The sequence below is a fragment of the Bradyrhizobium sp. LMG 9283 genome (assembly GCF_045571415.1).
Classification (GTDB): Bacteria; Pseudomonadota; Alphaproteobacteria; order Rhizobiales; family Xanthobacteraceae; genus Bradyrhizobium.
Window position 1 is genome coordinate 5851549 of record NZ_CP120691.1, and the last position, 12796, is coordinate 5864344.

The 12796-nt window shown below is 66.0% G+C and carries 11 protein-coding genes; 2 read left to right on the plus strand and 9 right to left on the minus strand.

Annotation, left to right across the window (positions count from 1 at the left end; translation table 11 throughout):
- Together fdhD and P6U29_RS27710 are read left to right on the plus strand one after the other, a co-directional pair.
- Window positions 1-828: a formate dehydrogenase accessory sulfurtransferase FdhD gene (gene fdhD, locus P6U29_RS27705; RefSeq protein WP_407113329.1), complete on the plus strand. Its 828-nt coding sequence runs from the start codon at window positions 1-3 to the stop codon at window positions 826-828.
- Entirely contained in the window at window positions 818-1051 is a 234-nt protein-coding gene (locus tag P6U29_RS27710; RefSeq protein ID WP_407113331.1) for a formate dehydrogenase subunit delta, read from the plus strand. Before fdhD ends, P6U29_RS27710 begins: the two co-directional genes overlap by 11 nt.
- Here P6U29_RS27710 and P6U29_RS27715 read toward each other — a convergent pair.
- The 9 genes from P6U29_RS27715 to P6U29_RS27755 all read right to left on the minus strand — a co-directional run bounded on the left by P6U29_RS27715 (window position 1008) and on the right by P6U29_RS27755 (window position 12740).
- Window positions 1008-3995, minus strand: a complete 2988-nt coding sequence (locus tag P6U29_RS27715; protein ID WP_407113333.1) for a bifunctional [glutamine synthetase] adenylyltransferase/[glutamine synthetase]-adenylyl-L-tyrosine phosphorylase — start codon at window positions 3993-3995, stop codon at window positions 1008-1010. The two genes, P6U29_RS27710 and P6U29_RS27715, sit on opposite strands and share 44 nt — an antisense overlap.
- On the minus strand, window positions 3992-5452 hold the full coding sequence (locus P6U29_RS27720) for a sensor histidine kinase (protein WP_407113335.1): 1461 nt from the start codon (window positions 5450-5452) through the stop codon (window positions 3992-3994). The genes P6U29_RS27715 and P6U29_RS27720 overlap by 4 nt, the downstream gene beginning before the upstream one ends.
- Window positions 5436-6116, minus strand: coding sequence for a response regulator transcription factor (locus tag P6U29_RS27725; RefSeq protein WP_061020281.1), 681 nt, complete (start codon window positions 6114-6116; stop codon window positions 5436-5438). The genes P6U29_RS27720 and P6U29_RS27725 overlap by 17 nt, the downstream gene beginning before the upstream one ends.
- Before the next feature lie 273 nt (window positions 6117-6389).
- Window positions 6390-7967, minus strand: coding sequence for a Do family serine endopeptidase (locus P6U29_RS27730; RefSeq protein WP_407113337.1), 1578 nt, complete (start codon window positions 7965-7967; stop codon window positions 6390-6392).
- A 255-nt stretch (window positions 7968-8222) separates the two neighbouring features.
- The gene (locus P6U29_RS27735) at window positions 8223-8702 is read right to left on the minus strand and encodes a cytochrome c-type biogenesis protein (protein ID WP_407113339.1); all 480 of its coding nucleotides are present in this window, start codon (window positions 8700-8702) and stop codon (window positions 8223-8225) included.
- A 4-nt stretch (window positions 8703-8706) separates the two neighbouring features.
- Entirely contained in the window at window positions 8707-10689 is a 1983-nt protein-coding gene (locus P6U29_RS27740) for a heme lyase CcmF/NrfE family subunit (protein ID WP_407113341.1), read from the minus strand.
- Window positions 10686-11195, minus strand: coding sequence for a cytochrome c maturation protein CcmE (ccmE, locus tag P6U29_RS27745; protein ID WP_407113342.1), 510 nt, complete (start codon window positions 11193-11195; stop codon window positions 10686-10688). Before ccmE ends, P6U29_RS27740 begins: the two co-directional genes overlap by 4 nt.
- A 37-nt stretch (window positions 11196-11232) precedes the next feature.
- The gene (gene ccmI / locus P6U29_RS27750; protein ID WP_407113344.1) at window positions 11233-12339 is read right to left on the minus strand and encodes a c-type cytochrome biogenesis protein CcmI; all 1107 of its coding nucleotides are present in this window, start codon (window positions 12337-12339) and stop codon (window positions 11233-11235) included.
- Between the two features lie 131 nt (window positions 12340-12470).
- Complete coding sequence (locus P6U29_RS27755) at window positions 12471-12740, minus strand: hypothetical protein (RefSeq protein WP_407113346.1); 270 nt, start codon at window positions 12738-12740, stop codon at window positions 12471-12473.
- Window positions 12741-12796: the final 56 nt, after the last annotated feature.

Sequence of the window (12796 nt, forward strand, 5' to 3'; positions counted from 1 at the left end):
GTGCACGTTTCGGTCCAGGCCATCGACCGCGAAATCTGGCGTGGCGGCATCGCATCAGAGGGGACACGGCTGATTCCCGAGGAGACGCCGCTGGCGCTGACCTATAATGGCGGCACCTATGCCGTCATGATGGGGACGCCGCAGAACCTGGAAGATTTCGCCGTCGGTTTCAGCGTGAACGAAGGTATCGTCGGATCGGTCGACGATATTCGCTCGCTCGAAGTGATCCGCCTCGATGACGGCATCGAGCTGCGGATGTGGCTGGCGCCGGAGGATGCTGCACGCATCAGCGAGCGTCGTCGCCACGTCGCAGGTCCGACCGGCTGCGGAATCTGCGGTATCGAGTCCATTGCCGAGGCGGTGCGGCCGGCGGCCGTGGTGCAGCAGGAGCAGGCCTTCACGCCGGAGCAGATCATGGCGGCGATGCAGGCCATCGCGCCGCTGCAATCGATCAACATGCAAACCCGAGCAGTTCACGCCGCCGCGTTCTGGTCCCCTGCCGGCGGCATCGTCGCGCTGCGCGAAGATGTCGGCCGCCACAACGCGCTCGACAAGCTCGCGGGCGCCCTGGCACGCAGCCGCACGGATGCGGGGAGCGGCATGGTGCTCTTGACGAGCCGCGTCTCGGTCGAGATGGTGCAGAAGACCGCCGCGATCGGCACGCCGGTGATGGTCGCTGTCTCCGCGCCCACCGCGCTCGCGGTGCGCACGGCGGAAGCTGCCGGCATCACGCTGATCGCCATTGCACGGCAGGACGGGTTCGAAGTGTTCTCGCATGGTGACCGGGTCGTCGCCCGCCATGCCACGGAGGTTGCCGATGTCGCCTGACCGCCTGATCTACATGGCCAACCAGATCGGCAAGTTCTTCCAGAGCCAGGGCCATGATAGAGCCGTGCCGGGCATTGCCGAGCACATCAAGAAGTTCTGGGATCCCCGGATGAAGCGCGCGATCTTCGCCCATCTCGATGCCGGCGGCGCGGGCCTGGAGCCGAACGTGCGCGAGGCCCTCACCTCGCTGAAACAGGCGACGTCCCTTCCAACAGCGTCCTGAAAACGCGCCGCACCTCGCTCTGAGTTTCCTTCACCCGCGCCTCCAGCGACGAGAAGTCCGGCGCATCGCCGGCGCGCGCCATGACGCGCAGGAGATCGGTGCCGGCGGTTTCCGGCTTGAAGCGCTCGCTGACGCAGAGCCGCAGGATCTGCGTCAGGTCGTGATAGAGCCGCGCCGCGGCACGCAATATCTCAGTCTCGGATTGAGCGAGCACGCCAAGCCTGCATGCATTTTCCAGCACCTGCACGGTGCTGACGTCGAGAATGTCCGGCTTGTCGTGGGCGTGCACGAGCTGGAGATATTGCGCGATGAAATCGATGTCGACCATGCCGCCGGCGGCGTGTTTGAGATCCCAGCAATCGGCCTCGCCCTTCTCCTGCGCGATCGCACGCCGCATATCGGCAACGTCGTTGGCGGTGATAGCAAGATCGCGGCGACGGGTCAGGACGTCGCGAATGACGCGCTCGATCCGTTCCCGGAATTCGGGCGACGCCGACACCACGCGGGCGCGCGTCAGCGCCATGTGCTCCCAAGTCCAGGCCTCGTTGGCCTGGTAGTCCGCGAACGAGACGAGGCTCGAGGCCACGGGGCCTGCGCGCCCCGATGGCCGCAGCCGCATGTCGATCTCATAGAGCACGCCGTAATTGGTGCGCGTCGTGAACGCGCTGATCAGGCGCTGGGTGAAGCGGGCGAAATAGTGCGCGCCTTGCAGCGATTTCGCACCATCCGAGTCCGGATTTTCGCTGTCGAAGTCGTAGAGCAGGATCAGGTCGAGATCGGATGATGCCGTCATCTCGCGGCTGCCGAGCCGGCCCATCGCGATGATCGCGGTCTCCTGCCCCTTGATGCGGCCGTGCTGAGCGGCAAAGCGCTCCGCGACGAGGCCGTGCACGGTGTGGACGATGCCTTCGGCTACATCGGCAAAGGCCGTGCTCGCCTGCTGCGCCGAGACCGTGCCGGACAGGATACGCGTGCCGATCAGGAACAGGCTCTCCTGCCCGAACAGGCGGAGGCGATCGAGGAACTCTTCATAGGAGTCCGCATCTCGCACGGTGGTCGCGAGGCGCCCGGACAATTCCTGCCTGTCGGGCATGGCGCCGAAGAAGCGGGGATCGATCAGGCCGTCCATGAGCTGCGGCTGCCGCGCCAGCATCTCGCCGAGCCGCGGCGCCGCGCCCAGCACCAGCGCCACCAGCGCGACCAGATCGCGGTTCTGACCGAGCAGCGTGATCAGCCGGCCGCCGCGCTGGAGCGCCCCGAGGAAATGATCGAACGCCACGACGGCGCGATCCGGCTCCTCGGCATGGGCAAGCCCGTCGATCAAGGCCGGCACGAACTCGACGAAGGCACTTCGCGTCGCCTCATTGCGGAAGACACGGTAGTCGCCGGTGATCCAATCGCGCACGGTTTGCGCGACCGCGGCGGGCTTCTTGAAGCCGAGCGTCGCCAGATGCTGAAGCAGGCGCGGATCGTCTGGACCCGCACCGTAGTCGAGCGCCGGCAGCTGGGCGGTGCCGGTCGGATCGTCGCCCTCGAAGAGCTTTTCGTAGTGACCCTGGACGATCTCGAGCTGGTGCAGCAGGTCGCGCGCAAAGGCTTCGCGATCCGGATAGCCGAAGAACCACGCGAAGCGCTCGACCGCTTGCTTGTCCTCAGGCAGCGTGTGGGTCTGCTCGTCGGCGATCATCTGCAGGCGATGCTCGACCCGGCGCAGGAATTCGTAAGCCGTGGTCAGCTCGTCGCGCGCAGCAAGGGTAATCCAGTTGCTGGAGGCGAGCACGTCGAGCGCCCTAAGCGTCGGCCGCACTCGCAATTCCGGATGGCGGCCGCCCGCAATCAGCTGCTGGGTCTGCGCGAAAAACTCGATCTCGCGGATGCCGCCACGCCCGACCTTGACGTTATGGCCCTCGACCGCGATTTCGCTCTGGCCGCGATAGGTCTGCATCTGCCGCTTCATGTCGTGCACGTCGGCGAGTGCAGCGAAGTCGAGATGCTTGCGCCAGACAAAGGGCGCGATCTCTGCCAGAAGCGCGTCACCCGCCCTGGGATCGCCAGCGCAGGCCCGCGCCTTGATCATGGCGGCGCGCTCCCAGGTGCGCCCTTCCCGCTCGTAGTAGTTCAGCGCGGCGTCCCGCGAAATCGCCACCTGTGTCGAGGACGGATCGGGCCGCAGGCGCAGGTCGACGCGGAAGACATAACCATCATAGGTGCGCTGCTGCAGGATGCGCGCCATCCCCTGCGTGACCCGGACGAAGAACGGCTGCGGCTCGATATCGGGCGCGAGCGTCGTGGCATCGGGGTCGAAGAACACGATGAGATCGATGTCGCTGGAATAGTTCAGCTCGCCCGCGCCCATCTTGCCCATCGCGAGCACGATCAGCCCGCAGCCTTCTTCGGGCGCCTCGAGGTCGGGCGGTGAGAGCTTGCCACGTGCGGCTTCCTGCCGCAGCAGGTACTGGAGCGCCGCCTGGACCGAGAATACCGCGATATCGGTCAGCGCCGCCGTCACCCGCATCACCGGCCAGACGCCGCCGATGTCGCACAAGGCAGTCAGGAGCGCGGCCTCCGCTTTCATGCGGCGGAGCAGCCGCATCACTTCAGCCTCATCCGGGGCCGCGAGCACCGCGCCTCTCACCTCCGCCATCAGCACCGCCAGGTGCACATCGGGATCGCATTCGAGCAGCCTGACCAGACGCGCGGGGTCGGCGCGCACGAGATCGAACAGGTAGGGCGAGTATTCCGCGATGCCGGCCAAGATATCGCGCGCGAAGGGATGAACCAACAGCGATTCGAGACGGACCGATTGCGCCGGCTCGAGCTCGGCCAGCCAGCTTTCGAAACGTCGTTCGTCGGTTGCGGAAGCGGCAATATGGGGAGCCTCCGCGAAGCGTGCGGCCAGACTCTCACCATGCTTGTCCGCGTTTCCCGGCGCGGAGTGGTTCATGCCACCTTCTGTGGCACATCCTGCATCGGCGGAGCAACCCTGTCGCCGGCACCCGCGCGCGCCGGCAGGACCAGCGTGGCGACGAGACCGGGATGGGCATCGCCCAAGCGCAATTCGCCGCCGTGCAACGTCGCGACCGCCGAGGCGAGGCTGAGGCCGAGGCCGGAGCCCGGCAGCGTGCGGCTGGCCTCCAGCCGCACGAATCGTTCGACGACGTGCTTGCGATCCGCTTCGGGGATTCCCGAACCACGATCGCTGACGCTGAGCAGCACCTGGTCGCCCTCGCGCCGTGCCTCGATCGTGATTTGCCTGGCGTCCATGCTGACCACGGTTCCGGCCGCCTGTGCTGCCGGCTTGCCGTATTTGATCGCGTTCTCGACGAGATTGGCGAGCGCCTGGCTGATCAGTTCGCGATTGCCATGAACCGGCGTCGGCTCTGCCTTGACCTTCAAGGTCATGCCGTCGTCCTCGGCGAGCGGCTCGTAGAGCTCGTGGATGCCATTGGCGACCTCGGCCGCGTCGAAATCATCCATGTTGCCGCGCGCCTGCCCGGACTCGGCGCGCGCGATCATCAACAGCGCGTTGAAGGTGCGGATGAGACCGTCGGATTCCTCGATGGTGCGCTCCAGCGCCGCGCGGTAGTCGGATTCGCAGCCCGATCTCGCCAGCGCCTCCTCGGCGCGGTTGCGCAGACGCGTCAGCGGCGTCTTGAGGTCGTGGGCAATGTTGTCGGAGACCTCCTTCAAGCCCGCCATCAGCGCCTCGATCCGCTCGAGCATGGCGTTGAGGTTCTCGGCGAGGCGATCGATCTCGTCGCCACTGCGCCCCACGGGCAGGCGCTCGCTGAGATCTCCGGTCATGATGCGCTGCGCGGTGCCGGTCATCGCGTCGATGCGCCTCAGCACCCTGCGCGCGACGAAGATGCCGCCGCCGAGGCCGAGCACGACGACGATCAGGACCGACCATTGCGCAGCCTTGGCGACGATGCCGAACAGCCGCCGCCGCTCGGCGAGGTCGCGGCCGATCAGAAGCCGGAAGCCGTTCTCCAATTCGGTGATGCGCACCAGTGCACGATGGTCGCGATCATCGGCGTCCTCGATCCGCCGGTAGGCCGTCTCCGACCAGCCGCGCGTCGCCATCACGCCGGGCGCCAGCGAGCCGACATTGCCGGCGATCGCCTGCCCGGTCGGCGTAGTCACGAGATAGAGGTTGGCGCCGGGGCGTAGCGCCCGATATTCGATCGTCCGCACGAGGCCAAACATGCCGCGGAGACCGTAGATCTCGTTGATTTCCGAAGTCTCGGAATTGACCGTCTGCGTGATTTCCTCGGTGATCAGCCGCCGTGTATTCCAGGCGAAATAGCCGAGCAGCGAGGCCGCGAACATCGCGAACAGCAGCAGATAGACCAGCGTCAGCCGGAACGCCGTCGTGCGGACGAGTTTACCGAATGCCGTCACGGATCATGTATCCGGCGCCGCGGATCGTGTGCAGCAGCGGGCGCTCGAAGCCCTTGTCGATCTTGGAGCGGAGCCGCGAAATGTGCACGTCGATCACGTTGGTCTGCGGATCGAAATGATAGTCCCAGACGTTCTCCAAGAGCATGGTGCGCGTCACCACCTGGCCGGCGTGCTTCATGAGGTATTCGAGCAGGCGGAATTCGCGCGGCTGCAGGGTCAGCTCGTCCTTGCCGCGGGCGACGCGATGCGACAGCCGGTCGAGCTCGAGATCGCCGACGCGATAGAGGGTGTCCTCGGCGGGACCGCCGCGGCGGCGCGACAGCACTTCGACGCGGGCCAGCAGCTCGGCAAAAGAATAGGGCTTTGGCAGATAGTCGTCGCCGCCGGCACGCAGGCCCTTGATGCGGTCATCGACCTGCCCGAGCGCGGAGAGAATCAGCACCGGCGTCGTGTTGCCCTTGTCGCGCAGTGCGCCGATCAGCGACAGGCCGTCGCGCTTGGGCAGCATGCGGTCGACCACCAGCACGTCGTAATCGCCGTTCTCGGCCATGGCGAGGCCTTCCTCGCCGTCAGCGGCGTGGTCGGCAATGTGTCCGACTTCGCGAAACGCCTTGGCAAGGTAGTCGGCGGATTCGCGGTCGTCTTCGATGATGAGGAGGCGCATCGTGCGTTCGGCGGCGATCAAGGAGGTCAACCTTCTCTAAACATGGCGCGAGCGGCAATCGCATGCAAGCCGAGCGGGAGAGTCTCGAAGCGGGAAAAAGGCGGGCGGTGAAGCTGGGGGGACCTCACCGCCCTAGGCCTTCCGACGGAGGGGGGCGTAATTCCACCGGAAGGTAGATGAGGGAAGCAAACGTTGCGCTGCTTCCCCGAAGGGCACCGGCGGCGGGGGCGACTGATGCCGGCGATGCCCTTCATCTCGTAGGCCTCCTGAGCGTTACCCCTTGGCGAGGGGGATGGCGACGAAGCGCGACTGGCCGCCGCTCTTCACGCGCATCAGGACGCTGTTCTTGTTGTCGGTCCGCGCCGCGTTGATGGCGTCGCGGACTTCGCCGGCGGTAGCCACGCTCTTGCCGCCGACCTCGAGGATCACGTCGCCTTCCTTGAAGCCGCGCTCGGCCGCGGCGCTCTTCGGATCGACTTCGGTAACGACGACGCCTTCCTTGCCGGCGCCGGCCACGGAATTGGCGGGCGCAACGGTCATGCCGAGCTTGGGCACGTCGGTGCCCTTGCTGGCACCCTTGCCGCTGTCATTGTCGGTGTCGGCCTTGGCCTCGACCGTGTTCGGCAACTGGCCGAGGGTGAGGTTCACGACCTTGTCCTGGCCCTTGTGCAGCACGTTGAGCTTCACGGAGGCGCCGGGCGCCATGCCGCCGATGGTGCGGGCGAGCTCGCGGGCGTCCTTGACGGTCTCGCCGTTGACCGCCGTGATCACGTCGCCGGATTCGATGCCGGCCTTGGCAGCCGGACCGTTCGCCTGCGGCTCCGCCACCAGGGCGCCTTCAGCCTTCTTCATGCCGAGGCTGTCGGCGATGTCGGAGGTCACCGGCTGAATCTGCACGCCGATCCAGCCGCGGCTGACCGAGCCCTTGTCCTTGAGCTGGGCGACCACGCTCTTCACCGTGTTGGCGGGGATCGAGAACGCGATGCCGACGCTGCCGCCGGAGGGCGAGTAGATCGCGGTGTTGACGCCCATCACTTCACCATCGGTGTTGAAGGCCGGACCGCCGGAGTTGCCCTTGTTCACGGGCGCGTCGATCTGGATGAAATCGTCATAGGGACCGTTGCCGATGTCGCGGCCGCTGGCCGAGACGATGCCTGCGGTCACGGTGCCGCCGAGACCGAAGGGATTGCCGACCGCGAGCACCCAGTCGCCGATCCGCGGCTTGCCGTCGGCAAGCTTGGCGAACGGGAAGTTCGAGCTGCCCTCGACCTTGATCAGGGCGAGGTCGGTGCGCTGGTCGGTGCCGATGACCTTGGCGGTATAGGTCTTGCCGTCATCGGTGGTGACCTCGACCTTGTCGGCGCCGTCGACCACGTGGTTGTTGGTGACCGCATAGCCGTCAGCCGAGATGAAGAAGCCGGAGCCCTGGCCCTGCACGACGCGGCCGCGGCCGCCCTTCAGGCCCGGGAATCCATCCGGACCGCCGAAGCGGCGGAAGAAGCGCTCCATCGGCGAGCCCGGCTGGAACGGCGAGGAGGAATCATCCCCGTCATCGTTGCTCGCGGTCTTCTCCTTGATGTTGACCTTCACCGAGATCACCGACGGCTTCACGCGCTCGACGATGTCGGCGAAACCGATCGGGCGCTCGACCTTGCGGACCTCGTTATTGACCTGCGCATGCGCCGGGCTGGAGAACAGGTCAGCCGGCGAGGTCGACGGGCTGAAGCCATAGACGGCGGCGCCGAGCCCGGCGACAACCGAAGCCATCAGCGCAACCTTGCGCGCAGAGAACACCGACCGGCGCGGCTGCCGGTACGACGGAAGGTTCGAAAGGTCGGGACGGTCGGTCATGCAGAGTTCTCCAGGGCCTTGAAATTCATTTGGCGCCGGATAGCGGCACCTTTCGGCCCTGAAGATGGGGGCTCCCGCCTTACCGTGCGCTGGCGGCGGGGTTAAACTTTTGTAATGAAGCGGCGACGCGGATGCGGCAGTTCAGCGCAGCCTGAAAATCGTGGACATACAGGAACTTAATCGAGTTCCTTAATGAGCGCGGAACTTACTTGGGCGCCCTTAGCTCCTCCTGAGGCTGAGGATGAACTCGTGGACTTAAGACTTGGCTTCGTCCGACATCAAGGCAGCGAGCCGCGCTTGCTCTTCAGGCGTGAGCGGTGGCGCCGGTTGATCTGCACCGCTTCGCGCGCGGCGCCGGATTTGCAGCCATAGCGCCAGGCCGCCGCCAACCAACAGCATCGGCGCGAGCAGCCATAGCAGTATGGTTTGGCGCTCGAAGCGCGGTTTCAGCAGCACGAACTCGCCGTAGCGCGCCACCAGGAAATCGAGCACCTGCGAATTGCTGTCGCCGGCGGCGATGCGCTCGCGCACCAGAAGCCGCAAGTCGCGTGCTAGCGGCGCATCGGAATCGTCGATCGACTGGTTCTGGCAGACCATGCAGCGAAGCTCGCGCGACAATTCGCGCGCGCGCGATTCCTTGGCCGGGTCTGACATGATCTCGTCGGGCTGGACAGCGTGGGCCGCGGGCAAAGCCAGCAGCATCAATGCGATGAACGCGGTCATCATCCGGCGCATCGGATCACTCGGCGGGCTGGAGGCGCTGCTTGGCCCGCGCCGGCTTCGGCGCGCCGACCCGCAGGCGGCGGTCGGAGAGCGAGAGCACGCCGCCGAACGCCATCAGCACCGGCCCCCACCAGATCAGGAGGACCAGTGGCTTGTAATAGATGCGCACGGCGATGGCGCCTTCGGCCGTGGCGTCGCCGAGCGAAATGTAGAGCTGGCTGGCGCCGCGCGTCAGCAGTGCCGCCTCGGTGGTCGAGGAGCCGCGGGTGGTGAAGCTGCGCTTGGACGGCGTCATAACTCTGATGGCCTCGCCGTCGCGGCTGACGTTGAACTCGGCGATCATCTCGCGGTAGTTCGGGCCCTGGCGCTGCAACAGGCCGTCGAGCTTCACGTCGTAGGCGGCGATGTGGGCGATATCGTTCTGCTTCATGGTCGCGATGTATTCGCTGTTCCAGGTGGTCTCGCAAACGATGCCGATCAGCGCGACGCCGAGGCCGGCATGCGCAAACGCCGTGCCCCAGACTGATCGTGGCAGGCCGCGCGCCCGGTGCAGCACCGTTGCGAACGGCAGACGAACCAGCCCTGTCCGTTCGACGAGGTCGGTGACGGCGCCGGCGATGACGAAGACGCCGAGCCCGATCGCGAGCGGCGCCAGCGCGCTGCCACCCCGTACCCAGGCCCAGGTGATGGCAACCACGACCAGCCCGGCGACGCCGGCCGCGAGCAGACGCTGCGTCACGCCCAGCAGATCGCCGCGCTTCCACGCCAGCATCGGCCCGAACGGCACCGCAAGCAGCAACAGGGCAAACAGCGGCGCGAAGGTGAGGTTATAGAAGGGTGCACCGACCGACATCTTGAAATCGGCGAGCATCTCCATCGCCAGTGGATAGAGCGTGCCGAACAGCACGACCGCGCAAGCCACTGTGAGCAGCAGGTTGTTCAGCACCAGCGCGCCCTCGCGCGAGATCGGCGCGAACAGGCCGCCCTGCTTCAACGAGGTGGCGCGGCCGGCGAACAGCGACAGGCTCCCGCCGATGAACAGGCAGAGGATCAGCAGAATGAACACGCCGCGGGTCGGATCGGTGGCGAAGGCGTGCACCGAGGTGATGACGCCGGAGCGCACCAGGAACGTGCCGAGCAGCGACAGCGAGAAGGTCAGGATCGAGAGCAGGATGGTCCAGACCTTCAGCGCGTTGCGCTTCTCCATTACGAGTGCCGAATGCAGCAGCGCGGTGCCGGCGAGCCACGGCATCAGCGAGGCGTTCTCGACCGGATCCCAGAACCACCAGCCGCCCCAGCCGAGCTCGTAATAGGCCCAGTATGAGCCCATGGCGATGCCGAGCGTCAGGAATATCCAGGCGACCAGCGTCCAGGGCCGCACCCAGCGCGCCCAGGCCGCATCGATCCGGCCCTCCATCAACGCTGCAATGGCAAAGGAGAACGAGATCGAGAAGCCGACATAGCCGAGATAGAGCATCGGCGGATGCACGGCGAGACCAATATCCTGAAGCACGGGATTGAGATCGCGCCCCTCGATCGGCGGATTGACGATGCGCAGGAACGGATTCGATGTCACCAGGACGAAGAGATAGAAGGCGCTGGCGATCCAGGCCTGGACGGCCAGCACATGCGCGCGCAGCGACAGCGGCAGATTGTTACCGAAGCTCGCGACCAATCCGCCGAACAGCGCGAGGATCGACACCCACAGCAGCATCGAGCCTTCATGGTTCCCCCACACGCCGGTGATCTTGTAAAGCAGCGGCTTCATCGAGTGGGAGTTCTCGTAGACGTTGGCGACGGAGAAATCCGAATTCACGTGCAGCATCACGAGCGCAACGAACGACACGCCGACGAACAGGAGCTGCGCCAGCGCCGTGGAGCGCGCCACGTTCATCAGCGCGACGTCACGCAGGCGGGCGCCGATCAACGGCACGATGGACTGGATCAGTGCGAGTCCCAGCGCCAGCACCAGCGCGTAATGTCCGGATTCTGCGATCACCGCACCGCTCCCTGCGGATTGCCCTGCGCGGTCGTCGCCGCAGGTTTGGCAGCACCAGAAGCTTGGGCGCCGTAATCATCCTTCCAGTGCCCCTGCTTCTTCAGGGCATCGGCAACGTCCTTAGGCATGTAGGTCTCGTCGTGCTTGGCCAGCACGGTATCGGCCTTGAACACGCCATTGGCGTCGAGTGCGCCTTCGGCGACCACGCCCTGCCCTTCGCGGAACAGGTCGGGCAGGATGCCCTTGTAGGCGACCGGCAGCTTGGCGTTGCCGTCGGCGACTTCGAACGTCACCGCGAGATTGTCGCCGCGCTGGAGCGAGCCGGGCTGCACCAGGCCACCGAGGCGAAACCGCTTGCCTGGTTCGATATGTTTCTCAGCGACCATGGTCGGCGTCGAGAAGAACACGATGGAGTCGCGAAGCGCGTTGAGCACCAGCGCGGCCGCGAGCGCGAGCACGGCGAGCGAGCCGCCGATGATGGTCATACGTCGCTGCTTGCGCGTCATGGCGTATCCGTTCTCCGCTCGTCTCGTCCCGACATCGTCATCCGCCGAGCCCGAGAGTCCTCAGGCCTTCGTTGAGCTGGCGCAGCCGCTCGGCGTCGCTGGCAACCGCCTGCCGGGCATCAGCCGAGGCCCCCATCGCCTTGTCTCGCTCGCCCATCACGAGATAGGCCCGCACCAGACGCAGCCACCCCTCGACGTCGTCGCCGTTCTGCTTCAGCCGCGTGGCCAGACGATCGACCATGCCGCGCACCATCGCGTTGCGATCGCCTTCTCCCATTTCCTTGGAGGCAGCAATCGTCTCGTCGGACAACGCCGGCATCGGTCCGCCGCCAGCGACCCGCGCAAGCGAGGACTGCACCAGGGCTCGCCACAGTGCATCCGCAGGCGCTTTCGCAAGCAGCGCGCGCCAGATTTTGGCCGCATCGTCCTTGCGGCCGTCCTGTTCGGCGGCGAGGCCCAGGAAGTAGTTCGCCTTGGGATCGTCGGCGTTCAAGGCGTGCGCTCGCTCGAATTCGACCTTGGCTTCGGCTGTCACCACGCCGCCGGCGGCAGCCGAGATCGCTTCGCCGAGATCGGACCGGCGCTCCGCACTCTCGCCATTGTAGGTGAGCGAATTGCGATAGGCGCGCACCGCGTCATCGAAGCGGCCGAGCCGCTCCAGAACCGGCGCGAGTACGTTCCAGCCGCGCCCGTCGGCCGGATTCTTCTCCAGATGCTGCTCGACCTGCACGACGAGGTTCTCTAGCGACTGCGCCATGCCGGACCCGCGCTCCCGCTGCGCGAGGGGAAAGTCCTGTAGCCGGGGTGAGCCGAGCGGCATGTAAACGCCGACCGCGACGAGCGGCAGGCCGGCGAGCGCCAACACGGCCGCCGCACGACGCCATTTGAGGCTCGACGTCGGCGCCGTTGCGGGCTCGCTGGCAGCCGCCGCGAGCAGCCTGCGGCTGATCTCGACACGTGCGGCCTCGGCCTCCGGCGCTGGGATCAATCCTGTGCTGAGATCACGCTCGATCTCGGCCAACTGGTCCTTGTAGACCGCAACCTCGCTGCCCTGATCCTGCGCGCGGCTGGTGCGGCCAAGCGGCCAGAGCACGGCGAAAATCGCCGCGACCGTCATCAGCGCGAACACGAACCATAGCGTCATCTGGCAAGCTTCCGGCGGCGCACGAACCGCGCCCATAGCTGGCTTTACACCACGGCCGGACGAGGCGGCAATTGACAATTGTCAATTCAGCGCGACCGCATGCGGTCCCGAAGCGGTGAAAATCCAACGGCTTAGCCGATCTCGAAGTCGATGCTTTGCGCGGCGTCCTCGCCATGCCCGTTGAAGGCCTTCAGGAAGTATGTTCCCGGCTTAATTGCGTCCGGCAATCTGATGCGCAAAGCTCCGACCGGAACCCGAGATGCAACCCTCGTGGTTGTCTCAGGCAGCTGCCGATCGCTTGCCTTTTCGACCAGCACCACCTTGGCCCCAACCATCAGCCTTTGATACTTGGCCACGATAACGCGGTTCTCAATTTCGATGGAGCTGATGACGGGTTTCATGCGCCCACAAATAGAAATTCCCCGGACTTGCACGGGGACCGTACGGCGCGCCATCG

Bases quoted from the DNA above. Each gene is read 5' to 3' on its own strand.
- P6U29_RS27710 (WP_407113331.1), top strand. From the start codon at position 818: ATGTCGCCTGACCGCCTGATCTACATGGCCAACCAGATCGGCAAGTTC.
- P6U29_RS27715 (WP_407113333.1), bottom strand. From the start codon at position 3,995: ATGAACCACTCCGCGCCGGGAAACGCGGACAAGCATGGTGAGAGTCTG.
- P6U29_RS27725 (WP_061020281.1), bottom strand. From the start codon at position 6,116: ATGCGCCTCCTCATCATCGAAGACGACCGCGAATCCGCCGACTACCTT.
- P6U29_RS27730 (WP_407113337.1), bottom strand. From the start codon at position 7,967: ATGACCGACCGTCCCGACCTTTCGAACCTTCCGTCGTACCGGCAGCCG.
- P6U29_RS27735 (WP_407113339.1), bottom strand. From the start codon at position 8,702: ATGCGCCGGATGATGACCGCGTTCATCGCATTGATGCTGCTGGCTTTG.
- ccmE (WP_407113342.1), bottom strand. From the start codon at position 11,195: ATGACGCGCAAGCAGCGACGTATGACCATCATCGGCGGCTCGCTCGCC.
- ccmI (WP_407113344.1), bottom strand. From the start codon at position 12,339: ATGACGCTATGGTTCGTGTTCGCGCTGATGACGGTCGCGGCGATTTTC.
- P6U29_RS27755 (WP_407113346.1), bottom strand. From the start codon at position 12,740: ATGAAACCCGTCATCAGCTCCATCGAAATTGAGAACCGCGTTATCGTG.